The organism is Brevundimonas sp. 374 (assembly GCF_900102995.1).
Taxonomy (GTDB): Bacteria; Pseudomonadota; Alphaproteobacteria; order Caulobacterales; family Caulobacteraceae; genus Brevundimonas; species Brevundimonas vesicularis_C.
Genome location: NZ_FNKT01000008.1, coordinates 24,061 through 45,576 on the forward strand (window position 1 = coordinate 24,061; position 21,516 = coordinate 45,576).

The 21,516-nt window shown below is 67.0% G+C and carries 24 protein-coding genes; 9 read left to right on the top strand and 15 right to left on the bottom strand.

All coding sequences use genetic code 11. From position 1 onward, the window contains the following. Nucleotides 1–14 precede the first annotated feature (14 nt). The 5 genes from BLR19_RS14060 to BLR19_RS14080 all read left to right on the top strand — a co-directional run bounded on the left by BLR19_RS14060 (nt 15) and on the right by BLR19_RS14080 (nt 4,674). Entirely contained in the window at nt 15–1,493 is a 1,479-nt protein-coding gene (locus BLR19_RS14060; RefSeq protein ID WP_091752415.1) for a carotenoid oxygenase family protein, read from the top strand. Between the two features lie 66 nt (nt 1,494–1,559). Continuing rightward, entirely contained in the window at nt 1,560–2,714 is a 1,155-nt protein-coding gene (locus BLR19_RS14065; protein ID WP_091752323.1) for an acyltransferase family protein, read from the top strand. Nucleotides 2,715–2,750: 36 nt separating this feature from the next. Then, nucleotides 2,751–3,281 (top strand): CHAP domain-containing protein, encoded by a 531-nt coding sequence (locus BLR19_RS14070; protein ID WP_017505014.1) that lies wholly within the window; start codon nt 2,751–2,753, stop codon nt 3,279–3,281. A 36-nt stretch (nt 3,282–3,317) separates the two neighbouring features. After that, nucleotides 3,318–4,115, top strand: coding sequence for a tryptophan 2,3-dioxygenase (locus BLR19_RS14075; protein WP_091752326.1), 798 nt, complete (start codon nt 3,318–3,320; stop codon nt 4,113–4,115). A gap of 73 nt (nt 4,116–4,188) precedes the next feature. After that, nucleotides 4,189–4,674, top strand: coding sequence for a PA2169 family four-helix-bundle protein (locus BLR19_RS14080; protein ID WP_091752418.1), 486 nt, complete (start codon nt 4,189–4,191; stop codon nt 4,672–4,674). A 114-nt stretch (nt 4,675–4,788) separates the two neighbouring features. On the opposite strand, the gene rplS is transcribed toward BLR19_RS14080, so the two are convergent. From rplS to BLR19_RS14100, 4 genes are read right to left on the bottom strand one after another with little or no spacing between them, the layout of a single operon-like run. After that, complete coding sequence (rplS, locus tag BLR19_RS14085) at nt 4,789–5,211, bottom strand: 50S ribosomal protein L19 (protein ID WP_017505017.1); 423 nt, start codon at nt 5,209–5,211, stop codon at nt 4,789–4,791. A 1-nt stretch (nt 5,212) separates the two neighbouring features. After that, nucleotides 5,213–5,938, bottom strand: a complete 726-nt coding sequence (gene trmD / locus BLR19_RS14090) for a tRNA (guanosine(37)-N1)-methyltransferase TrmD (protein ID WP_091752329.1) — start codon at nt 5,936–5,938, stop codon at nt 5,213–5,215. 38 nt (nt 5,939–5,976) lie between these two features. Continuing rightward, entirely contained in the window at nt 5,977–6,387 is a 411-nt protein-coding gene (locus tag BLR19_RS14095; protein WP_091752331.1) for a GNAT family N-acetyltransferase, read from the bottom strand. Beyond that, complete coding sequence (locus BLR19_RS14100; RefSeq protein ID WP_091752334.1) at nt 6,384–8,219, bottom strand: DUF885 domain-containing protein; 1,836 nt, start codon at nt 8,217–8,219, stop codon at nt 6,384–6,386. The genes BLR19_RS14095 and BLR19_RS14100 overlap by 4 nt, the downstream gene beginning before the upstream one ends. A 190-nt stretch (nt 8,220–8,409) precedes the next feature. On the opposite strand from BLR19_RS14100, the gene BLR19_RS14105 reads away from it, so the two are divergent. Both BLR19_RS14105 and BLR19_RS14110 read left to right on the top strand, forming a co-directional pair. Then, on the top strand, nt 8,410–8,547 hold the full coding sequence (locus tag BLR19_RS14105) for an entericidin A/B family lipoprotein (protein WP_039247129.1): 138 nt from the start codon (nt 8,410–8,412) through the stop codon (nt 8,545–8,547). Between the two features lie 67 nt (nt 8,548–8,614). Then, complete coding sequence (locus tag BLR19_RS14110; protein ID WP_255366700.1) at nt 8,615–9,046, top strand: YidB family protein; 432 nt, start codon at nt 8,615–8,617, stop codon at nt 9,044–9,046. A 4-nt stretch (nt 9,047–9,050) separates the two neighbouring features. Here the strand turns inward: BLR19_RS14110 and BLR19_RS14115 are convergent, their stop codons facing one another. The 7 genes from BLR19_RS14115 to trxA form a co-directional block, all read right to left on the bottom strand. Then, nucleotides 9,051–10,817 (bottom strand): AmpG family muropeptide MFS transporter, encoded by a 1,767-nt coding sequence (locus BLR19_RS14115; RefSeq protein ID WP_091752339.1) that lies wholly within the window; start codon nt 10,815–10,817, stop codon nt 9,051–9,053. Between the two features lie 43 nt (nt 10,818–10,860). After that, a complete protein-coding gene (locus tag BLR19_RS14120) occupies nt 10,861–12,399 on the bottom strand; it encodes a response regulator (RefSeq protein WP_091752342.1) in 1,539 nt (512 codons plus the stop codon). A gap of 71 nt (nt 12,400–12,470) precedes the next feature. Next, nucleotides 12,471–14,087, bottom strand: coding sequence for a YifB family Mg chelatase-like AAA ATPase (locus BLR19_RS14125; RefSeq protein WP_091752345.1), 1,617 nt, complete (start codon nt 14,085–14,087; stop codon nt 12,471–12,473). A gap of 60 nt (nt 14,088–14,147) precedes the next feature. Further along, on the bottom strand, nt 14,148–15,104 hold the full coding sequence (gshB, locus tag BLR19_RS14130; RefSeq protein ID WP_091752348.1) for a glutathione synthase: 957 nt from the start codon (nt 15,102–15,104) through the stop codon (nt 14,148–14,150). Between the two features lie 91 nt (nt 15,105–15,195). Continuing rightward, nucleotides 15,196–15,390 (bottom strand): Trm112 family protein, encoded by a 195-nt coding sequence (locus BLR19_RS14135; RefSeq protein ID WP_017505027.1) that lies wholly within the window; start codon nt 15,388–15,390, stop codon nt 15,196–15,198. A 25-nt stretch (nt 15,391–15,415) separates the two neighbouring features. Beyond that, a complete protein-coding gene (locus BLR19_RS14140) occupies nt 15,416–16,072 on the bottom strand; it encodes an LON peptidase substrate-binding domain-containing protein (protein ID WP_026108391.1) in 657 nt (218 codons plus the stop codon). Between the two features lie 55 nt (nt 16,073–16,127). Beyond that, a complete protein-coding gene (gene trxA / locus BLR19_RS14145) occupies nt 16,128–17,033 on the bottom strand; it encodes a thioredoxin (protein WP_091752351.1) in 906 nt (301 codons plus the stop codon). A 317-nt stretch (nt 17,034–17,350) separates the two neighbouring features. Here trxA and BLR19_RS14150 point away from each other — a divergent pair, with 317 nt between their 5' ends. Beyond that, nucleotides 17,351–17,869, top strand: coding sequence for a hypothetical protein (locus BLR19_RS14150; RefSeq protein WP_091752354.1), 519 nt, complete (start codon nt 17,351–17,353; stop codon nt 17,867–17,869). A 129-nt stretch (nt 17,870–17,998) separates the two neighbouring features. Here the strand turns inward: BLR19_RS14150 and BLR19_RS14155 are convergent, their stop codons facing one another. Continuing rightward, nucleotides 17,999–18,511: a prolyl-tRNA synthetase associated domain-containing protein gene (locus BLR19_RS14155; protein WP_091752357.1), complete on the bottom strand. Its 513-nt coding sequence runs from the start codon at nt 18,509–18,511 to the stop codon at nt 17,999–18,001. A gap of 37 nt (nt 18,512–18,548) precedes the next feature. On the opposite strand from BLR19_RS14155, the gene BLR19_RS14160 reads away from it, so the two are divergent. Further along, nucleotides 18,549–19,316: a DUF6065 family protein gene (locus BLR19_RS14160; RefSeq protein WP_156146787.1), complete on the top strand. Its 768-nt coding sequence runs from the start codon at nt 18,549–18,551 to the stop codon at nt 19,314–19,316. Nucleotides 19,317–19,359: 43 nt separating this feature from the next. On the opposite strand, the gene BLR19_RS14165 is transcribed toward BLR19_RS14160, so the two are convergent. From BLR19_RS14165 to BLR19_RS14175, 3 genes are all read right to left on the bottom strand, one after another. Continuing rightward, nucleotides 19,360–19,932, bottom strand: coding sequence for a CC0125/CC1285 family lipoprotein (locus tag BLR19_RS14165; protein ID WP_091752421.1), 573 nt, complete (start codon nt 19,930–19,932; stop codon nt 19,360–19,362). A 99-nt stretch (nt 19,933–20,031) separates the two neighbouring features. After that, nucleotides 20,032–20,664 carry a LysE family translocator gene (locus BLR19_RS14170; RefSeq protein ID WP_091752360.1) on the bottom strand — a complete coding sequence of 211 codons (633 nt, stop codon included), beginning with the start codon at nt 20,662–20,664 and terminating at the stop codon, nt 20,032–20,034. 197 nt (nt 20,665–20,861) lie between these two features. Further along, nucleotides 20,862–21,488, bottom strand: coding sequence for a hypothetical protein (locus tag BLR19_RS14175; RefSeq protein ID WP_091752363.1), 627 nt, complete (start codon nt 21,486–21,488; stop codon nt 20,862–20,864). Nucleotides 21,489–21,516 lie beyond the last annotated feature (28 nt).

Sequence of the window (21,516 nt, forward strand, 5' to 3'; positions counted from 1 at the left end):
GCCGGAGCTTGATCATGACCCCCTCCCGCCGTTCCTTCCTGATGGGGGCCGCCGCCCTCTCGGCCGCAGTCGCCACGCCTGAAATGGTGCGCGCCGCCGCCGCCCTGGACGCCGTCGCCGCGACGAAGGCCGACTGGGCGCTGGCGACCCAGGACATCGAAGGCGACATCGCGCGCCAAACGATGCGCCTGGTCCACGGCCGGGCGCCGGCGGGGTTGCAGGGCGCGCTGTATCGCAACGGACCGGCCAAGTTCCGGCGGCCGGGCGGGTCGGCGACCCATTGGTTCGACGGCGACGGCATGATGCGCGCCTTCCGCATCCAGGACGGCCAGGCGACGCTGGAAGCGCGGTTCGCCGACACGCCCAAGCGCCGCACGGAGACGGAGCTGGACGCGGTGGTTACGCCGGGCTTCGGCACCAAGGGCGACGGCCGCGCCCGCATTGGCTCGAACGACGACGCCAACGCGGCCAACACCGCCGTCATGGTCGCCGGCGATCAGGTCTGGGCGCTGTGGGAGGGGGGATCGCCTCTCGCTCTGTCGGCGTCGGACCTGTCGACGGGCAACTTCGTCACCCTGCGCGATGACCTGAAAGGCATGCCGTTCCAGGCCCACCCGCGCTACGCCCCCGACGGCTTGATCTGGAACGTTGGGTCGGCGGGCGGTCAGGCCGTCATCTGGCATCTGCGCGCTGACCGTAGCCTGAGCGACGCGCAGGTCGTGCCCCTGCCGCGCGCCAGCTATATGCACGACTTCACCGCCACCGCCCGGCACGTGATCCTGGTGCTCCAGCCCTGGGTGTTCGCGACCCACGCCATGCCGGTGACCGCAGGCCTGACCTGGCGACCCGAGATGGGGACGCAGGTCCTTGTGCTGGACAAGGACGACCTGTCGAAGCGCCGCCTTTATGAGTTGCCGGGCTTCTTCCACTTCCACCTGGGCGACGCCTGGGCCGAGCGCGACGGCACGATCCGCTTCGATGTCGCGGCCAGCGGCGATCCGCGCTTCGCGGTCGATGGCGCGCGGGTTCTGGTGGACGGGCATGGGGTCGTTTCGGGCGATCCGGCGAAACTGGCGCTGATTACCCTGCGGCCGGATGGACGCGCCGACATGACCGACAGCGATGTCGTCGGCGAATTCCCGAAAGCGGACCCGCGTCGTGCAGGACTGAAGCGCAGCCTGACCGCCCATACCTCCGGCGAGACTCGCGGCCGGCCCCTGCCGACGGGACTGGCGGTCCACGACTGGGACAGCGGTCGCTCGCACACCTTCGAATTCGGCGTGCATCAGGTGGTCGAGGAGGCGGTCTTCGTGCCCAAGCCCGGCGCGACGGCGGAACGGGACGCCTGGCTGGTCGGACCGTCGGTCAATCTGAAGGATGGGCGGACGGAACTGCACGTCTTCGACGTGGCGCGGATCGAGGACGGCCCGGTCGCGACCTGGCAGGCGGACGTGGCCCTGCCGGCCGGCTTCCACGGCGTGTGGGCAGGATAGGGCCGCCCGGGCACAACCTTTGCGGGCCTTCACGGTTCGAAAAGGCTGACGTGCCAAGGTGAGACCATGACCCCCGTCCAAACGCCCGCCGACCTTCGCCCCATCACCGCCCTGCGCTTCGGCGCGGCCATGTGGGTCGCCGTCTACAGCTTCTGGGAGAACCTGGCGGGCGCAGGTCAGTCGGGTCTCGTCGCCAAGGGCTATCTGGGGGTCGAGTTGTTCTTCGTCCTGTCCGGCTTCATCCTCAGTCACGTCTATCTGGCGGCGGCGGGCGAGAAGCGGTTCTCGTATCGCGGCTTCCTGTGGGCGCGGATCGCGCGCGTCTATCCGCTGCATATCGCCACCCTGATCGGCGTGGGGCTGCTGGCGGCCGCCGCCCTTTTCGCCGGCATGAGCGTGGACGCAAATGTGCTGAGCTGGGCGTCGCTGCCCGCCAACCTCTTCATGGTTCACGCCTGGGGGCTGGCGCCGGTCGCGGGCTGGAACCATCCGTCCTGGTCCATCTCGGCGGAGTGGTTCGCCTATCTGTGCTTCCCGCTGTTCGCCTTCGTCTTCTGGCGCCTGCGTCATCGGCCGATCGCGGCAGTGGTCGGGGCGGCGGCCTTCCTCGTCATCCTGTATTTCGCGTTCGAGCAGTTGGCCGGCTTCGCCTTGACCGAGGCGACGATCCGCTGGGGCGCGCTCAGGATCGTGCCGTGCTTCGCCTTGGGCTGCGCCCTCTATCTCGTTTATCGCCGCGCGCCGTTGAAGGCGCCGTGGCTGTGCGCCGCCGTCTCGTTCGGGCTGATGGTGCTCAGCGCCGCGCTCGCCCTATGGGACAGCGTCACGGTTCTGCTGGCCGGCGCCCTGATCCTGTCGCTCGCCTCGCTGCCTAACGCGCGCGCCGGATGGCTGGCCTCCAAGCCGGCCGTCTACCTCGGCGAGATCAGCTATTCGGTCTATATGGTCTGCGTGCCGTGGAAGCTTCTGGCGGTCGGTCTGGCCGCCAAACTGTTCGACGCGCCGGACAAGCAGCTTCAAATTTTCGTGTGGGTGGCGATCCTGGCCCTTCTGCCGGTCGTCGCCGCCCTGTCGTACCATCTGGTAGAACGCCCGGCGCGCAAGGCTCTCAGAGACATGGCCGACAAGCGCGCCAAGCGTCACGACAAGGTTTCAGAAGGAAATATGAAGCACGGCGATATGCCGAAACAACTTGCGACAGGGCGTGATCCCGTGGCCTAAAGGGCGCTTCCAAAGGCGGGTCGGGATACCCCAAGCATGCTGAAACGGCTCAAAGCCGCCGCGGTTGCGGCGACCCTCGGTTTTTTTGCGCTGGGCGCCGTCCCCTCCACCGCAAAGGCTGATGAGCCCTATTGGCAGTGCGTGACCTTCGCGCGCATGTTCTCCGGCATCAACATCTTCGGCGACGCCTGGACCTGGTGGCGTCAGGCCGCCGCCAACTTCCGCACCGGCAAGGCCCCGGAGACCGGCTCGGTTCTGGTCTTCCGCCCCGAGGGCCGCATGAGCCGGGGCCACGTCGCCGTCGTCTCCGACATCCTGACCGACCGCGTCGTGCGCGTGACCCACGCCAACTGGGGCGGCAGCCGCGGCAAGGTCGAAGAGAACGTCACCGTCGTCGATGTCTCGCCCTCCAACGACTGGTCGCAGGTCAAGGTCTGGTACAATCCGATCAACGATCTGGGCACGACGGTCTATCCGACCTACGGCTTCATCTACAAAGGCGCCCGCGACGCCTTCGACGCCGGCCGTCAGATCGCCGCCAACGTCTCGGCCCAAGGCCAGCACTAAGCTTGCACCGCCCGCCATCGCGGGCGATAGGCGGGCATGACCCAATCCAGCGACATCACCTACGCCGGCTATCTGGCGTTGGACGACCTGCTTTCGACCCAGCACCCGCTGTCGGACCAGCACGACGAAATGCTGTTCGTCGTCATCCATCAGACCAAGGAACTGTGGCTCAAGCAGATCCTGCATGAGACGGCCCTGGCCCAGTCGATGGTGCGCGCCGGTGACCTGGTCCCGGCCTACAAGAGCCTTGCGCGCGTTTCCCGCATCCAGGCGGTGATGACCCATAGCTGGGACATTCTGTCGACGATGACGCCGTCGGACTATCTGCGGTTCCGGGGGTCGTTGGGATCGTCCTCCGGCTTCCAGAGCGACCAGTTCCGACGTTTCGAGGCCATGCTGGGCCTGAAGGACGCCAGCTTCCTGAAGTTCCACGAAGACCGCCCCGAGGCCCTGGCCGCGCTTCAGGCCGCCATCGCCGCGCCCAGCCTTTACGATGACGCCCTGGCCCAATTGGCAAAGGCCGGTCTGCCGGTGCCCGCCGAGGTGCTGAACCGCGACGTGACCCAACCCTATACGCCGTCCGAAGCCGTTGAGGCGGCCTGGCTGGAGGTCTATCGAGACACGGAGCGGTGGTGGATCTTGTATCAGCTGGCCGAGAAGCTGGTCGATCTGGACGACGCCCTGCTGACCTGGCGGCACAAGCATGTCGTCACGGTCGAACGCATCATCGGTCGGCGTCGCGGCACGGGCGGAACCGAAGGCGCCGCCTATCTGGCCTCGACCCTGACCAAGCGCTGCTTCCCCGAACTGTGGTCGCTTCGCACCAAACTTTGATGTCGCAGGCGGCAACCTTCGCTGCGCCGGACCATTTCGCCGTTTGACCGCAACAGCGGAAGGAATGGACGAGATGAGCAACCCCAACGCCCACGACATCAAGGTTCTGAACGGCCTGATCGAAACGACGCTGGACAGCGCGGACGGCTATCGCGAAGCCGCCGACCAGACGCAGGACCCGCACTACCGCACGCTGTTCGAGCGCCGCAGCAGCGAACGCCAGAAGGTCGTCGACGACCTCTCGGCCGCCGTGCGCGGTCTGGGCGGCGATCCGGAATCCGATGGATCGATCTTGGCTAAGGCCCACCGCGCATTTCTGGATGTGAAACACGCCCTGCTGCGCAACGACGATTCCGTCGTCGGTTCGATCAACTCGGGCGAGGGGTTCATCGCCAACAAATATGAAAAGGCGCTGGAAGACACGGGCATTTCCGCCACCACGCGCGAGACGATCCGGCGGGCCTATGCGGCGGTGAAGACCGAGCATGAGCAGATGGAGGCCCTGAAACACAGCCTTGAAGGCCAGCGCGACGCCGCCAACCCCCTGTTCCCGCAGTAATCCCGGACTGACGGAATAGAAAAAGGCCCCGGCGTCACCGCCGGGGCCTTCGTCATTTGATCATTTGGCCCACGCTCAAGCAGCGCGAAGCGCGTTAGCGCACCACAAAGTGGCCTAGGCTTCTTCGGTCTTGGCGGCCGAACCGGTTTCCGGAACGACGACGCCCTTGGCGGGACGAACCGTCTGGCGTTCGGCGATACGGGCCGACTTGCCGCGACGATCGCGCAGGTAATAGAGCTTGGCGCGACGCACGACGCCGCGGCGCTTCACTTCGATCGACTCGATGTTCGGCGACAGGATGGGGAAGCGGCGCTCGACGCCTTCGCCGAACGAGATCTTGCGGACCGTGAAGGTTTCGCTGATGCCGCCGCCGTCACGGGCGATGCAGACGCCTTCGAAGGCCTGAACGCGCTCGCGCTCGCCTTCCTTGATCTTCACGTTGACGCGCAGGGTGTCGCCGGGCTGGAATTCCGGGATTTTGCGTTCGCCTAGGACGCGGGCTTTTTCTTCGGCGTCCAGCTGTTGAACGATGTTCATGTCATTTCTCCTCGGGCTTTGCGCCCTTTAGCTGTGAGTTGGCGAGATGCGCCTGCCAGAGGTCCGGCCGCCGCTCCCGCGTAGTCGTCGCCCGCTGCGCCTCACGCCATCCCGCGATCCTCTTGTGATCGCCCGACAGCAGCACCTCGGGTATCTCAAGCCCCTCGAACGTCCGCGGTCGCGTGTACTGCGGGTGTTCCAAGAGCCCATCCTCGAAGCTTTCGGACGACAGGCTGTCGCCTGAGCCGAGCACGCCGGGGATCAGTCTTACGCACGCCTCGATCGCGACCATCGCCGCCGCCTCGCCGCCGGCGAGAACCGCGTCTCCGACCGAGACCTCCTCGAACCCGCGTGCGTCCAGCACCCGCTGATCCACCCCCTCGAAACGACCGCACAGCACGACGATCCCGTCCGCCTTGGCCCATTCCTTGACGCGCGCCTGGGTCAGGGGCCGACCCCTGGCGCTCATGTACAAAAGCGGCCGCTTGCGTCCCGGCAGGCTATCCACCGCCCGGGCCACCACGTCCGCCTTCAGCACAGCTCCCGGGCCGCCACCCGCAGGGGTGTCGTCCAGGAAGCCGCGCGTATCTGTGGAAAAGGCGCGAATGTCAACCGTTTCCAGGCTCCACAAGCCCTTCTCGCGCCAAGCCGTGCCGATCAGAGACACCCCGAGCGGGCCCGGAAAGGCCTCGGGAAACATGGTCAGGACGGTGGCGGTGAACGGCATGGCGGCGGCTCTTACACCAAACGCGCAGGAAATGCGCGTCAGCGGATCACCTGGGCCATGCCGATGGATTTCGGCATGGTCGGCGCAAAGCCGTATTGTGCATACAGTCGGTTCGCCTCTCCGTCCGCGATCAGGCTGACGTAGGCGCCCTGCGCGTGACTGCGCAGCCGCTCCATCAAGGCCGTCATGATCGCCTTTCCCAGGCCGCGCCCCTGATGTGCAGGCTCGATGGCCATGTCGACGATCTGGAAGAACAGACCGCCGTCGCCAATGATCCGACCCATGCCGACCACCCGATCATCCCGTCGTACGACAACGGCGAACCAGGTGTGCGGCAGGCCGGCGATGGCGTTCGCCTCAGCTTTCGGGCTCAGGCCGGCGTTGATCCGGAGGCGGAGATAATCGGCGACCGAAGGCGTTTCGGCCGTCAACTCATAGCCGGCGATCATGCTTTCGGCGCCCCGCCGCCCGCCGCGATCCAGCTGTCCACCTGATCCTCCAGCACGTCTAGCGGCACCGAGCCGGAACCCAGCACGACCGCATGGAAGTCCTTGATGTCGAACCGGTCGCCCAAGGCCGTCCTGGCCCGGTCGCGCAATTCCTCGATCTTCAGCTCGCCGATCTTGTAGCTGGTCGCCTGGCCGGGGTTGGTGATGTAGCGCTCGACTTCCTTTTCGATGTCGCGTTCCGACAGCAGGGAGTTCTGGCGGAAATAGTCCATCGCCTGTTCGCGGCTCCAGCGCTTGGCGTGCAGGCCGGTGTCGGTCACCAGACGCACCGCGCGCCACAGCTCTGTCGAGAGCCGGCCGAAGTCGGAATAGGGGTCCTGATAGAAGCCCATCTCCTTGCCCAGCTGTTCGGCATACAGCCCCCACCCTTCCGCATAGGCGCCGTAGCCACCGAACCGGCGGAAGCGCGGCAGGCCCTCGATCTCCTGCGCATAGGCGATCTGGAAATGGTGGCCCGGCGCGCCCTCGTGATAGCTAATGCCCTCGATCTGGGGCTTCAGCACCTGGGTCATGTCCGACAGGTTGACGTAGTAGATGCCCGGCCGCGATCCGTCCGGCGCGGGCGAGTTGTAGAAGGCGATCGAGGCTGTCGCCTCACGGAACGGCTCCACCGCCCGCACCTCCAACGCCGCCTTGGGCAGGGTCGAGAACCATTGCGGCGCCGCCGCCATCACCTGGGCGATGAAGCCGCGCGCGTCGGTCAGATACTGCTCCTTGCCCTCGGGCGTGTTCGGATACTGGAACCGAGGATCCGTCTTCAGGAAGGTGAAGAACGCCTGCAGCGAGCCGGTGAAGCCGACCTGGGTCTTGATGGTCTCCATCTCGGCCTGGATGCGGGCGACCTCGGCCAGACCGATCTGATGGATCTGTTCGGCGGTCAGGTCGGTGGTGGTCGAGAGCTGGAGCCGGGCGTTGTAATAGGCCTCTCCCTGCGGCAGGCGCCACACGCCCGCATCGCTGTCAGCCTTCGGCTGCACCTCGGCCAGGGCCGTCAGAACGGTCTCGAACCCGGCCTTGTAGGGGCCGGTCAGGGCGGCGCGGCCTTCCGACAGCAGCCGGTCCTTCGTCGCCTGATCGGTCTCCAGCGCCGCGACCTTCTTGTTGAAGTCGGCCCAGACCGGATTGTCGGCCCCGTCGTCGAACGGCGCGCCGGTAATGACGTTGCGGGTGTTGGCGATGGACGGCGCGAAGACGAAGCGCGGCGAGACGACGCCCGCCGCCGCGCGCTGACGCAGTTCCTCGGCAACCTGATCCATCTGCGTCTCGGCGGCCTTGATCCGCGCGACATAGGCCTCGGCGTCGGCCACGCTGGAGACCCGGTGGTTGTTGATCAGAAAGACCGGCAGGCTGGTGGTCGGATTGCCGTTGGCGGCGAACTGAAAGCCCCAGTCGCGCCACTGGTTCGACAGCCGCGCCTGCTGGACGCCATATTCGAACATCCGCCACGACAGCGCTGCCTGCGGCCCCAGCTTCTGCGGATCGAACTGGGCCTTCATCTGCGCCAGCTGCGCCTCCTGAAGCGCCAGGGCCCGGTCGGCGGCGGCGTCCGACACATCGTCCAGCTTGTCGTAGTCGGTCTTGATGCCCAGAGACGTCATCTGCTGCGGGCTCAGCGCGATCCGCGCCTGGAAGGCCTGTTCAAAGAAGGCGTTCAGCCGCGCATCCTCGCTTTCAGCCGCGGCTGCCTGTGCGGGGGCGGAGGTCTGCGCCAGCGCGGGCGCGGCGGACAGCGCCACCATCATGGCGGCGGACGAGATCAGAAGACGACGCATGAACAACCCCTCGTGAAACAGGGACGCACCTTCGGGGTCGCATGGGCGCGGCGCAAGCGCTCAATGCCGCCGCCGTTGCGGCGATCGGACACGCCGACGGCAAAATTTTCGATACGGCGTCGCTTGATGCAACCCAAGTTCAGGGTCGGCGTTTCGACGAAACTTGACCATACCAACAAGGGTTCACACCATGCGCAAGATCATCACCCTGTCCATCGTCGCCGCCGCTCTGGCCGTGTCGGCCTGCAACACCATCGCCGGCGCCGGCCGCGACGTCTCGGCCGCCGGTTCGGCCGTCACGCAAGGCGCCAACGACGCCAAGAACTAAGGCTTTCTTAAAAGCCGATGTTGGAAAGGCCCGCCGGATCCCGGCGGGCCTTTCTCGTATCCGTCGCATGACGGTGTTACGGTGCGTCATCATTCGGGAGACGGCGATGGGCTTTCTGGACAATGTGGTGAAGGGTCTCGGCGACGACGCCGCAGGCGGTCTGAGCGACCTGCTCAAGGGTCAGGGCGGTGTCGGCGGACTGGCCGAGAAGTTCGATCAGGCAGGGCTGGGTGACGTGATCGGCTCCTGGGTCGGCACGGGTCCGAACGCCAACATCTCGCCCGAGCAGATCACGGCCGTCCTCGGCCACGGCCCCATCGCCGACATCGCCGCCAAGATGGGCGTGACCCCCGAACAGGCCGGCGAGACCCTGGCCGGTCTTCTGCCCGAAGCCATCGATCGCCTGACCCCCGGCGGTCAGATCGACGGCGCCGACGACCTGCTTGGCAAATTGCCGGGCGGCCTGGGCGACATGATCGGCGGTTTTCTGAAGCGCTGAAGCCTCAGGACGGCTGGCCCTCGGTCGCCGCGATCGCAGCTTCCTCTTCCATCGCGGCCTTCTGGCGCGCCTGAAGCGCGGTCTGCTTGGAAGCCACGATGAAAGCCAGAACGATCCCGAAGACACCGATAATCGCTGAGTACAGGAAGAAGGCCACGTAGCCCGCGCCCAGCGCCGCTGGCGTCACGCCGCTTGTCGCGGCTCCGGTGGTCAATACGCCGGGTTGCAGATTGGCGAACAGCGCCCGCAGGCCAGCGAAAGGCCCGGTGCCCTCGGCGGCTCGGGCCGAAGCCTCGACGATCCGCCCCGACTGCGTCGCAATCAGCTTGCCGGGAAGGGCGTACAACGATGTGAACAGGGCGTACTGGGTCGCGGTGAAGCCGATCGACGTCAGGCTGGACATATAGGCGATCAAGGCGGTCCCGGCGTATCCGCTCGAGACGTTGTCCACGCCGATGGCGACGGTCAGGGCCGACAAGCTATGCCCCTGGGTCGCCAGCCAGGCGAAGATCAGGTTGGACACAGGGCTCATGAAAGCGCCGATCACCATGGTGCGGATCAGGCCGAGCTTGGCGACCGACCAGCCGCCGATGATCACGCCCAGACTGGTCATGACCACGCCAAACACCTTGCGCACCTCGGCCAGCTCCGTCTTGGAAAAGCCGAGGTCGATGTAGAAGGGCGGCATGATGTTCAGCACGAAATCCGCCAGGCGATAGACGCAGATCAGCGCCAGGATCAGCGTCGCTACACCCGAGAAACGCCTGTAGAAATCGGCGAGGGGCTGGCCGAACGATCCGGCGAGATAGGCGCCCGGCCGCGTCTTGGTTCCCGGCAGCGGCCAGCAGGCCATGACCATGACGGCCAGCCCCATGAGCACCAGAGCGAACTGCAGATAGACGCCCTCCGGCTTCGCCGCCAGCGCTGCTGCGACCGCAGCCTTGCCGTCCGGGCCGAGGCCGAAGAGCCCAAACAGGGCGTTCAAGGGCGCCGACTGTCCCGTCAGGCCCGAACCCAGGAACATGGCGGCGACGCCGATGACCGCCAGACGCGCGATCCACTCGAAGATTTCCAGCTTTGGTCGCGAGGGGACGTCCCCAACCGGGATGGCTCGGATCGAGTGCGCCTTCTCTCGCGGCGCAAACAGCACCCCGGCGATACCGATGCCCATGAGTGCGGCCATCACCGCGTAAGAGAGGTTCCAGTTATAGAGATCGGCCAGCACCAGCGGCACGGCCCCGGCCACGATCATGGCGACGCGGTAGCCCAGCTGATAGGCGGCGGCCATGGCGCCATGGCGGCTGTCGTCGGCCGCCTCGATTCGCCAGGCGTCGATGACGATGTCTTGGGTCGCGCCGAAGAAGCCGACCAGGGCGGCGAATCCGGCCACGGCGATCAAGGCGTTGGAGGGGTTCAGGGTCGAGATCGACCATAGACCGAAGATGATCACGCCCTGCGTGACCAGCATCCAGGCGCGTCGATGACCAAGCAGAGGCGTCAGAAGCGGCACGGCCGTTCGGTCGATCAACGGCGCCCAGACGAATTTCAAAGAATAGCTGAGCGTGGCCAGGGCGAAGAAGCCGATCACTTCCAGCGTCAGGCCGCTCTCTCGCAACCAGGTGGTCAGGGTGTCGAAGATCAGCAGGTTCGGCAGGCCTGCCGAAAAGCCCAGCAACAGCATGATGAAGACGCGCCGCTCGCCATAGACGGCAAGGCCGCCGAAACGGCCGGCGGGCTTGCCGTTCGCGGGGGGATGGGCTTGGTCGGTCATGCACGGCTCCGGCGCGGCGGCCGGAAACGCGGGCGCCTGTAACTCAGCCGACCTTGGCGCGGATGTCGCGCTTCGTCCAGCGGGCGAGGGCGGCGCGCAGGGCCTCGGCGTCCAGCGGCTTGACGATATGGTCGTTCATGCCAGCCTCCAGACAGGCGCGGCGGTCCTCGGCGAAGGCGTTGGCGGTCAGGGCCAGGATCGGCGTCGTATCGCCCGCCGCGCGGATGGCGCGGGCGGCCGCGGGGCCGTCCATGCCGGGCATGCGCATGTCCATGAAGACCACGTCATAGCGCGCGCGTTTCAGCGCTGCGACGGCTTCGTCGCCGGTGGCGGCCGTCTCGACGGTGCAGCCCTCGCGGCGCAACAGGGTGCGGGCCAGAAGCGCGCCGACAGGATTGTCCTCGGCCAGCAGGACGCGGATTCCGGCGAACTGCACGGGAGCGACACGGTCGTCTTCGACCGGGGCGGCGCAGTGGGCGCTGGCCTTGTCCGGCGCCTCCGCGCCGATGGCGGCCAGGACGCGCTCGGCCAGGGACGCGCGACGCAAGGGCTTGATCAGATAGCCGTGGAAGCCGACGGCGCGATAGCGGGCGATCAGGTCGCGCTCGGCTGGTTTCAGCAGGACGATGCCGCGACCGCTCGAAGGCAGGGCCGCCAGCGCGCCCGCCGGGGCGTCGGCGTGATCGACCAGGGTCACCGGGGCCGCATCCGCCACGACGCCGCCCGAGGCCTCGATCTGGGCGCGAGCCGCCGACAGGACAAAGGGGTCGATGGCGCGCACCGCGACCGTTTGGCCGCGCAACGGCTTGTCGCGCGCCACCGCGACGGCGGCGAAGGCGGCCTCGAAGCGGAAGCGGGCGCCCCCGCCGGTTGCGGCGCCGTCGGGCCGGCTCTCGACCTTCACCGAGCCGTCCATGGCGGCGGCCAGCTTGCGCACGACCGCCAGACCCAGGCCCGCCCCATCCTGACGGACCGCGTCGGAACTGTCGGCATGGCCGAATTCCTCGAAGATCCGTGTACGCGCCTCGGGCGCGACGCCGGGGCCGGTGTCGTCGACCAGGAAGGCCAGACGCGGGCGCGCCGCGCTGCCGCCGACGCGCTCGACCGAAATGCGCACGCCGCCGGTTTCGGTGAACTTCACGGCGTTGCCCGCCAGGTTGAAGAGCACCTGACGCAGCCGGCCTTCGTCCGCCAGCACGTCGGGCGCGTCGGCGGCGACCGACCAGACGATCTCCAACCCCTTGTCGTGGGCGCGCGGGCTCAGCAACTCGGCGACGCCGCGCACCAGACCTTCCAGATCGACGGGCGCCAGGTCGAACTCCAGCGCCCCGGCCTCCAGCCGTGCATAGTCCAGCAGATCGTTGACCAGACCCAGCAGATGTTCGGCCGACTGACGCGCGTTCTCGGCATAGGCGCGCTGGGCGCCGTCCAGCCGGGTCCGCTGCAACAGGTTGATCATGCCGATGACGCCGTTCAGCGGCGTGCGCATCTCGTGGCTCATAAGCCGCAGGAACTGCTGGGCGGGGTCGACGGGCGCGCTCGTCCGCTCCTCGATCCGCTTCGTCGCCGTCCGTCGCGTCATGGCCGCCTCCCCGTCAGGCACGGAGACTAAAAGCGGACGGTTAAGGATGTCTCCACCATGACGCGGGCGCCTCACGCGTGCAGGAAGGGCGTCTGCTCGTCATCGCCTTCGCGCAGGCCGAAGCCTTCATGGCGCTGCGCCACGCGGCGGTCGAAGTCCGCCTCGGCCCCGATGGTGGTGCGGCGATAGATCAAGGCTTCGGCGATGTGGCGACGCAGAACGCCGGTGCTGCCCTCAAGGTCGGCGATGGTGCGCGCCAGGCGCAGGGTGCGGGTCCAGCCGCGCGCGGTCAGGCCGCCGGCCTCGCCCGCCCGCATCAGCAGCATCCGGCCCGCCTCGTCCGGCGTGGCGAACCGATCCAACGTGGCGCCGGAGGCGCGGGCGTTCAGGCCTTGGGCGGCGTCCAGCCCCGCCTCGCGCACCCGGTCCTCCTGCATGGCGCGGGCGGTCGCGACGCGCGCCCGGGCTTCGGCCGTGCCTTCAGCAGGCGGGGGCAGGGCCATGTCGGCGGCGGTGACCGGCGGTGTCTCCACCGTCAGGTCGATCCGGTCGAACATCGGACCCGAGACGCGGTTCTGATAGTCGCGCTGGCAACGCGGAGCCTTGCCGCAGGCCCCGCGTCCGGCCCCGCCCATGCCGCAGCGGCACGGGTTCATCGCCGCGACGAGTTGGAACCGCGCGGGATAGCGGATGTGGGCGTTGGCGCGGGCGACAACGATCTCGCCGGTCTCCAGCGGCGCCCGCAGCGAGTCCAGAGCCTGAGCCGAGTATTCCGGCAGTTCGTCCAGAAACAGCACGCCATTGTGCGCCAGCGACGCCTCGCCCGGCTTGGCGCGAAGACCTCCGCCGGTCAGGGCCGCCATCGAGGCGGAATGGTGCGGGCTGCGGAACGGGCGATTGCGGGTCAGGGCGCCGCGTTCGATCAGGCCGGCGACCGACCAGACCATCGAGGTCTCAAGCAGTTCCTGCGAGGTCAGGGGCGGCAAGAGGCCCGGCAGCCGCTGCGCCATCATCGACTTTCCCGACCCCGGCGGGCCGATGAAGAGCAGGTTGTGGCCGCCGGCCGCCGCGATCTCCAGCGCGCGCTTGGCGCTTTCCTGACCCTTGACCTCGCGCAGGTCGGGCACGGCCTTGCCGTCCGCCAGCGGTCCGGGCTCGGGCGCGCGCAGAACCTGGGTTCCCTTGAAATGGTTGACCAGGCTGATCAGCGAGCGCGGCGCGAGGATGCGGGCGCCGCCGGCCCAGGCCGCCTCCGGTCCCGTCGCCTCGGGGCAGATCAGACCCAGGCCCATGGCGTCTGCTGCGACGGCGGCGGGCAGGGCGCCGCCGACCCGCGCGATCTGGCCGTCCAGCCCCAGCTCGCCGATGGCGGCCCAGCCGTCGAGCGCATCGGGCGCGATCACCCCCATGGCCGCCATCAGGGCCAGGGCGATGGGCAGGTCGAAATGGCTGCCTTCCTTGGGCAGGTCGGCCGGCGCCAGGTTGGCGATGATCCGCTTGGCGGGCAGGGCCAGACCGATGCCGGCGAAGGCCCCGCGCACCCGCTCCTTGCTTTCGGCCACCGCCTTGTCCGGCAGGCCCACGATGTTGAAGATCGTCGGCCCGTCAGCGCCGATCAATTGGACCTCGACGTCCACGCGCCGGGCCTCGACCCCGTCAAAGGCGACCGTGACAACCCGCGCGACCATGTCGTTCTCCCAGCTGAGCAAGAGAACGAACCATGAACCGAAATCTAATTCAAGTGGCGATCACGCAACCTGTGCGGCGCGTGTGGCCTCGACGGCGTCCCACATCAGGGCCGTGGCGTCGATGCCGGTGAAGGCCTTCAACTGCTGGGCGCCGGTGGGGGAGGTGACGTTGATCTCGGTCAGATAGTCGCCGATCACGTCGATGCCGACGAAGATCAGGCCGCGTTCCCTCAGCGTCGGGCCGATGGCGGCGCAGATTTCCAGGTCGCGCGGCGTCAGCTCGACCGGCATGGCCGTGCCGCCGACATGCAGGTTCGAGCGCACCGCGCCCGCCGCCGGGACGCGATTGATGGCGCCGACGGGCTCTCCATCGATCAGAAGGATGCGCTTGTCGCCCTTGGACACGGCGGGAATGAACTTCTGGATCACCAGCGGATCGCGGCTGCCCGCAGCATGGATCTCGATCAGGGCGTCCAGGTTGGGGTCGTCGGCGCGCAGCTTGATCACGCCCGAGCCGCCGTTGCCGTGCAGGGGCTTTAGCACAACTTCGCCGTGCTTCTTGTGGAAGGCGTCCAGGGCGACGGGGTCGGCCGAGATCAGGGTCGGCGGTTGCAGGCCGGGGAAGGCGGTGACCATCAGCTTTTCGGGGGCCGAACGCACCTGGGCCGGGTCGTTGACCACCAGGGTCCGTGGATGCACCGTCTCCAGCAGATAGGTGGCGGTCACATAGGCCATGTCGAACGGCGGATCCTGGCGCATCAGGATCACGTCCACGTCCTGGGCCAAATCCAGTTTTTCCCAGTCGCCGAAGTCGACATGGTTGCCGACCTCGCGCCGCACGGTGATCGGGCGGGCGCGGCAGAAGAGCCGGCCCTCTTCCAGCGCCAGGGTGCGGAAGTCATAGACCCACTGTTTATGACCGCGCGCCTGCGCCGTCTCGGCCATCAGGAAGGTGGTGTCCCCGGCGATGTCGACGGCCTCGATCGGGTCCATCTGGATGGCGACTCTGAGGGTCATTTTTCTTGGGCCTATCGCGCGTTGCGCTACTTGAGGCCCATTGGGCGCGCCGCGCTCCGGGCCAGTGGATGTTCGGTGTCGGTGCGGCGGCTCAGTCGATCTGACGCGCTTCTTCTGCCAGCATGATCGGCACGCCCTCGCGGATCGGATAGGCCAGTTTGGCGCCCGCCGAGATCAACTCGTTGGCGTCGCGGTCGTAGGTCAGTTTGCCCCGCGTGACGGGGCAGACCAGCACCTCCAACAGGCGGGGATCGACGGACACGGGCGTATTGAAGGCGTCACTCATGGCGGGTTCCTGAAAGCGTAGCCGCTTATTGCATGGACGGCGCAGCGTCGTCACCGCCGTCGGCGGCGTCGATGCGCATCAGGGCGGTCAGGGCCTCGGCGCGGGGCATCAGGCCCATGGCCTCCAGCAGAGCCTGTTTCTCGGCGGGTTCGAACGGCAGGGCCATCGACAGGCTGTTGACCAGGGCCTCCATCGGCGCGGTCTCGGCCGTCTCCCAATCGATGTCCAGGAGCCGGTGGGCCATATAGGCGCGCAGGGCGTCGAGGAAGGCGTCCCTGTCGAAGTCCGGCTCCTCGGGCGGGGAGACGAGATCGTCCTCATAGGCCTCGAACGCCGCGCGAACCTGGCGGTAGGGGGTCTTGGACGGCATCTCGGCGGCGATGCGGAAACGCGACACGCCGGTCAGGGTGATCAGATAGCGCCCGTCGGAAGTCTCGGCGAAACTGGTGATCCGACCGGCGCAGCCGACCGGCGACAGGCCGGGCAGGGCCGGCGTGCCGCCCTTGGGCTGGACCAGGCCGATGATCCGGTCGCCGGCCATGGCGTCGTCCACCATGTTCAGATAGCGCGGCTCGAAGATGTTCAGCGGCAGCTGTCCGCGCGGCAGCAGGATGGTCCCGCCCAGCGGGAACACCGGGATCACCTGGGGCAGGTCGAGGGCGCGGACATAGCCTTGAGGCATCACTTCTCCTGGGGCCTACCGCGCTTCGCGCTGCTTGAGGCCCGCTTGTTCTGGATCACGAAAACAGAATGGACGACAGGCGGCGACGACCATCCTTGGATACGTCCGATGTCAGCCCCGCCGCCTCGAAGATGACCAGCAACTGTTTGCGGGCCGCCTGATCGTTCCACTCGCGGTCGGCCTGGATGATGGCCAGCAAATTGTCGACCGCGCCGTTGAAGTCGCCGGCCGCGCTCTGGGCCTCGGCCAGGTCGAAACGCGCCTGATGATCGTTCGGATCGGCGGCGACCTTGGCCTCAAGTTCGGCCGAGGCGCCGGAAGGGGTTTTTGACGCCAGGGCCAGTTGGGCGCGCACGCTCTGGACCGCCGGCTCCTTGGAATCCTGCGGCGCCATGGCGATGGTCTGGGCCGCCTGTTCGGGGTCGCCGCCCGCCAGATAGACCCGCGCCATGCCGGCGATGGCCTTTTCGTTCTCAGGCTCGATCGACAGAACGTGGGCGAAGGCCTGGGCCGCGCCGCCGAAGTCGTTCAGGCCCAGCGATTCCTCGCCCAGCTCCAGCAGCTGCGCCGTCTCGGTCGAGCCGCCCTGACCGCCGGTCAGCTTGTCGATGAAGGCCTTGATCTGGCTGTCGGGAATGGCGCCCTGGAAGCCGTCGACCGGCTGGCCGTTGACGAAGGCGTAGACGGTCGGGATCGACTGCACCCGCAGCTGGCCCGCATAGGCCGGGTTGGCGTCCACATCGATCTTGACCATCTTCACCGCCCCCTTGGCGGCGCGCACGGCTTTCTCCAGCGCCGGACCCAGGGTCCGGCACGGCCCGCACCAGGTGGCCCAGAAGTCGACGATGACCGGCTGATGTTTCGACGCCTCGATGACGTCGGTCATGAAGGAGGCGTCGGTGCCTTCCTTGATCAGGTCGCCGGCGGCGTCGGGGGTCAGGGTCGGGTCGAGCAGGGTCATGGGCGAGGTCCGCGCAGAGATCGGTCAGGTTCAACGGTTCAGATGGCGTCGGGATGCGTCGGCATCAAGCCGGGAAAAGGTCGCGCCGGGATTTCAGACGGCAGTCGTGAAAAACACCGTCTAATTCGTCTAATTCGTCTGACTTCCCCCGCTGCTCGTCTGCCCGTTGACAGTGATCCACGAGATGGGGCGGCGGCGCGGATCGTCAAGCGGGGTAGGCGCTTCTACCGATGGTTGGTTAGCGGGAACTCTGTAGCTGGACGTCTAAGTCGAACCGAACGATCACTGGTCCACCGATAACGGATGGAGGGAATACAGTGAGCATGGAATGGAAGGCGTTAGAGGGGCAGAGAATTCAGTCCGTCCTGGGGGCGATAGGGGCTCTGCCTGCGGCGGCCCTGGTTTTTGGTGATGATGCAGCAGCCTCGGCACCTGGAGCGCCTCTCTACACGGCAGCTATCGTGCTCATGATCGGCGCTTACATGCACTGGCTGTATACAGACGGCGTCTATCATCTCGGATCGATCGAGTTTCGCTTTACCGAGGTCGATTTGAAAGCATTTAGAGACTGGGAGACCAAGACGCTGCATCCAGCCGGCTATCGGTTTCAGTGGTCAACATACGCGTATGCGATCGCGAGCCTTCTTTGCACGGTATGCGGGTTGATGGGGGTCTATTCAACGATCCGCTCCGGGGTCTCCGTCGAAGTCGGATTCTACGCTGTCATCGCGCTGGCGGCGTGCGTTTCGGCGGAAGTGGTGTCGTCTGGCGCAAAGAGGAACCGCCTGCTCCGAGAATGCAGGGCTTGGTCTGAGAAGGACGTGCCTCCCGCCTGATGCCCCCCTCGGCCCCTAGATGATCCAAATCTCTCTGAGCGGACGCTTGAATGTCTAAGAGCGTCATGGCCTTTCCAACCGAAGGCTACATCAAGAGATCCAAATGCGGAGGCGACACGGTGCCTTCGATCAGCACAGCGCCTCGAAATCCACAACGATCGGCTCCCGCTCCAGCAGCGCCAGCACTCGCCGGAAGGCCGACTGATCCAGGGCGGTGGTCGCCGTATTGGTCAGGGGGTGGAAGTTGACGATGTCGGCGTCCCACAGGCGCCGGTCCAGGACGAAGGTGACGCGGCGGTCGATGTCGTTGATCAGGCCCAGCGCCGTGACCGAGCCGGGGCGGACGCCCAGCGTTTCCCACATCAGGGTCTCATTGCCGAACGACAGGCGGCCCGACCCCATGACGGCGGCGGCGCGTTTCAGGTCGATGACCGTGTCCTGACGCGCCGAGATCAGCCACAGCCGGCCTTTGTGATCCTTGAGGAACAGGTTCTTGGTGTGGGCGCCGGGCAGGTCGGCCTTGAGGTCCAGCCCTTCCTCGACGCGAAAGACGGCCGGGTGGTCGTGGGTGAGGTGATCGACGCCGTTCGCCTTCAGCCAGACGGTCAGGGTCTCGCGGTCGAAAGCGGGTGCGTCAGTCATGGTTGAGCCGTCGGGTTTCGGGCGTTAGGACATGGTCATGGTCGATACCGTCAACACGCGCCCTCTGGAACTGGAATGCTATCCGATGACGGCCCGGCCGCCGGACCTGGTCCCCGGCCGCCAGTCGCGCAACTGGATGGACGCCTTCATCAGTCGCCACCCCTATCGCTGTCTGCCGCTGAACATGGCCAACACCACGGGGTGGGAGATCCTGTGCCCCTTCGGCTTCTCGGCCGAGTGGAACGGCGGTCCGCGCCAGGAAGACATCGTTATTACGCCGGATCGGCCCCAGCACGATCTGGCCCATTTCGTCACCTCGCACTTCTCGCGCGGGGTGCTGACCATGCATCCGCAATATCTGTTCCGCACGCCGCCCGGCTGGGGGATGATGTGTTCGGGGTCGCCCAACCATGTGAAGGACGGCATCCAACCGTTGGTCGGCCTGATCGAGACGGACTGGCTGCCCTTCCCCTTCACGATGAACTGGATCTTCACCCGACCGGGGCGGATCACCTTCGAGAAGGGCGAGCCCTTCTGCTTCATCAATCTGATCGAGCACAAGAAGGTCGAGCAGTTCCAGCCGATCATCCGCACCCTGGAATCCAACCCGGTGATGAAGGGTCAGTTCGAGGCCTGGAACCGCGCCCGCACCGACTTCAACCAGCGTCTGGCCGGCGGCGATCCGGATGCGGCCAAGGAGGCGTGGCAGCGCTACTATTTCAAGGGCGAAGTGCCGGAGGATCTGGGCACGGCGCCGGCGACCCACTCCAACAAGCGCCGGCTGAAGTCGCCGCGCGTGGGATGAAAGAAAAAGCCCCTCTCCACGCCGTGGAGAGGGGCTTTTATCATCAAGCCGCCGGGCGGGTGACCTGCGGACCCAGATTCTGGATCACCTCGCGGGCGTCGAAGGCGTTAGGGTCGTTGGCGGGTTTGGGGCCGCGGCCCAGAACGATTTCGGCATTGGCCTCGAAGCGGTCGACCTGGCGGACGTCGAAGTCATTGACGCCCCACGGACCGTAACGGTCCCACGGGCTCCAGAAGCCGCTGCGGTAGTAGCGCCACGACGGACCCCAGTAGGGGCTGTAGAAGCGGTTATAGCCCGAATAGAACGGATCGGGCGTGCCGACGAAGCGGGTGTCGCGGTCGGTGGCGCGGTTGATGGTGGAGAACCAGTCGTAACCGCTCTCGACCGTCAGCTCGGCCGAACGCAGCAGCAGCGACTGTTCGACCTGTTCGCGCGACGTCAGCGAATTGCCCGAGAAGCTGACCCGGAAACGGTTGTTCTCCAGGCGCTGCTCGGCATAGCCCCCGCGCTGGCCGTTGAAGCCTGCGGGTTGATACGGGGTGGCGGTGGCGCAGGCCGCCAAGGCCAGACCGGCGGCGACGGTCACCGCCAAGGTCTTGAAGGGGAGGGTTTTCATGACATCAAACTCCTTGATCGCCCATTCGGGCGCTCTGACGGCTGAACGGAGCATGAACGAAGGCGTTCCCGACCACTGTATGACGAAGCGTCGCGGCGTCTAGAGCCGAAGAACGATCAGCACGGCGGCGACCATCAGCAGCAGGCCGACAAAGACGCCGAAGCCCTTTCGAAAGCGCGGTTGCTGCATGCGTCGCGACAAGGCGGCGCCCGACAGGGCGTAGCTGCTCATCGACACCATATCCATGCCGATGGCCGCCATGGCGAACATCGCCATCTGCGGCGCGACCGGGCGGTTCACGTCGATGAAGGGCGGCAGAACGGCGGTGAAAAACAGGATGGCCTTGGGGTTTGCGATCTGGACGGCGAACCCGTCGATCAGGGCGCTGCGGCCTTTTTTGACGACGACCTCATCGGGATCGGCGGCGGTGGCGAAGGCGCCGCGCAGCGCCTTGATCCCCAGCCACGCGACATAAAGCGCGCCCAGGACGGCGATGACCTTGAAGGCGGCGGGAAAGGCCTTCACCAGAGCGCCCAGACCCAGGGCCGCGGCGCCGAACCACACCAGGGTCGCGGCATTCATGCCCAGCACGCCGATCAGGGCGGAGGCGCGACCCTTTTCAACGCCGGTCGCGACGGCGAACAGATTGGCGGGGCCGGGCGTGATCGCCATCACCGCCATGACGCCGAGGAAGGTCGAATAGAGGTGCGGATCGACGGGCAGGGCGGACATGCGGCGCGATGTCGCTGCTTAGTCGAGCGCGGTCAAGAAACTCTGTCTTCTCCCCACGTCGTGGGGAGGTGGCGCGTCGCGTCTTCGCGCCGTGACGGAGGGGTTCTTCACCCATTCATCGGCGTCCGTAGGGATCAAAGAACCCCTCCACCGCTGCGCGGTCCCCCTCCCCATTTCATGGGGAGGGGACAAGGATGTTAGGCAGCCGGACGAGCCGGCGGAGCGGGCGGTTCGGGGGCCTCAGGCGCCTCGGGCGCTTCGGGAACCTCGTCGGCCGCTTCGTCCTCGACGACGGCGTCGGCGGCCTGGTCCAGGGCGTATTGGGCGACCAGGCTGTAGGTCTCCATCTGCTCGGGCGTCGGATTGGTCCAGGCGCTGTTGCGGGCGATGCCTTCTGCGGTGACGACGCCCTTCTGCATTCCCTCTTCCATCGCCTGTTTGACCTCGGGGTCATTCAGCGCCTCAGCGACAATGGCGTCGACGTCGATGTCCTTCAGGGCCTGGGCGGCCATTTCGGTGGCGTGTTCCGTGGTCTCGGCGGTGAAGGCGGCGACATCGGGCGCATAGTCCGACCACAGGGCGGCGATGCGACGGCCGCGTTCGGCCTCGCTCAGGCTCTCGTCTTCGGAAATCGCCTCGGCGCGTTCGCCAAAGGTCTCCATGCGCGCTTCGAAGGCCTCGGCGGCGGCTTCCATGCGGGCTTCGGCGGCTTCAGCGGAAGCCGGAGCCGGAGCCGGCGTGGGCGCAGGCCCCGGGGTCTGCGCCAGGGCGGAGGACACGGGCGCGAGCGCAAGGGCGGCGGTCAGGCTGAGCAGGCGGATCATGGGACGGCTCCCGTTGAATGACCCGCGC

Bases quoted from the DNA above. Each gene is read 5' to 3' on its own strand.
- BLR19_RS14140 (WP_026108391.1), bottom strand. From the start codon at position 16,072: ATGCCTCAAGGCTATGTCCGCGCCCTCGACCTGCCCCAGGTGATCCCG.
- BLR19_RS14120 (WP_091752342.1), bottom strand. From the start codon at position 12,399: ATGACGCGACGGACGGCGACGAAGCGGATCGAGGAGCGGACGAGCGCG.
- BLR19_RS14105 (WP_039247129.1), top strand. From the start codon at position 8,410: ATGCGCAAGATCATCACCCTGTCCATCGTCGCCGCCGCTCTGGCCGTG.
- BLR19_RS14110 (WP_255366700.1), top strand. From the start codon at position 8,615: ATGACGGTGTTACGGTGCGTCATCATTCGGGAGACGGCGATGGGCTTT.
- gshB (WP_091752348.1), bottom strand. From the start codon at position 15,104: ATGACCCTCAGAGTCGCCATCCAGATGGACCCGATCGAGGCCGTCGAC.
- BLR19_RS14125 (WP_091752345.1), bottom strand. From the start codon at position 14,087: ATGGTCGCGCGGGTTGTCACGGTCGCCTTTGACGGGGTCGAGGCCCGG.
- BLR19_RS14095 (WP_091752331.1), bottom strand. From the start codon at position 6,387: ATGATCGCCGGCTATGAGTTGACGGCCGAAACGCCTTCGGTCGCCGAT.
- BLR19_RS14075 (WP_091752326.1), top strand. From the start codon at position 3,318: ATGACCCAATCCAGCGACATCACCTACGCCGGCTATCTGGCGTTGGAC.
- BLR19_RS14160 (WP_156146787.1), top strand. From the start codon at position 18,549: ATGGTCGATACCGTCAACACGCGCCCTCTGGAACTGGAATGCTATCCG.
- BLR19_RS14070 (WP_017505014.1), top strand. From the start codon at position 2,751: ATGCTGAAACGGCTCAAAGCCGCCGCGGTTGCGGCGACCCTCGGTTTT.
- BLR19_RS14135 (WP_017505027.1), bottom strand. From the start codon at position 15,390: ATGAGTGACGCCTTCAATACGCCCGTGTCCGTCGATCCCCGCCTGTTG.
- trxA (WP_091752351.1), bottom strand. From the start codon at position 17,033: ATGACCCTGCTCGACCCGACCCTGACCCCCGACGCCGCCGGCGACCTG.
- BLR19_RS14175 (WP_091752363.1), bottom strand. From the start codon at position 21,488: ATGATCCGCCTGCTCAGCCTGACCGCCGCCCTTGCGCTCGCGCCCGTG.
- rplS (WP_017505017.1), bottom strand. From the start codon at position 5,211: ATGAACATCGTTCAACAGCTGGACGCCGAAGAAAAAGCCCGCGTCCTA.
- BLR19_RS14080 (WP_091752418.1), top strand. From the start codon at position 4,189: ATGAGCAACCCCAACGCCCACGACATCAAGGTTCTGAACGGCCTGATC.
- BLR19_RS14165 (WP_091752421.1), bottom strand. From the start codon at position 19,932: ATGAAAACCCTCCCCTTCAAGACCTTGGCGGTGACCGTCGCCGCCGGT.
- BLR19_RS14115 (WP_091752339.1), bottom strand. From the start codon at position 10,817: ATGACCGACCAAGCCCATCCCCCCGCGAACGGCAAGCCCGCCGGCCGT.
- BLR19_RS14170 (WP_091752360.1), bottom strand. From the start codon at position 20,664: ATGTCCGCCCTGCCCGTCGATCCGCACCTCTATTCGACCTTCCTCGGC.
- trmD (WP_091752329.1), bottom strand. From the start codon at position 5,938: ATGCCGTTCACCGCCACCGTCCTGACCATGTTTCCCGAGGCCTTTCCG.
- BLR19_RS14065 (WP_091752323.1), top strand. From the start codon at position 1,560: ATGACCCCCGTCCAAACGCCCGCCGACCTTCGCCCCATCACCGCCCTG.
- BLR19_RS14060 (WP_091752415.1), top strand. From the start codon at position 15: ATGACCCCCTCCCGCCGTTCCTTCCTGATGGGGGCCGCCGCCCTCTCG.
- BLR19_RS14155 (WP_091752357.1), bottom strand. From the start codon at position 18,511: ATGACTGACGCACCCGCTTTCGACCGCGAGACCCTGACCGTCTGGCTG.
- BLR19_RS14100 (WP_091752334.1), bottom strand. From the start codon at position 8,219: ATGCGTCGTCTTCTGATCTCGTCCGCCGCCATGATGGTGGCGCTGTCC.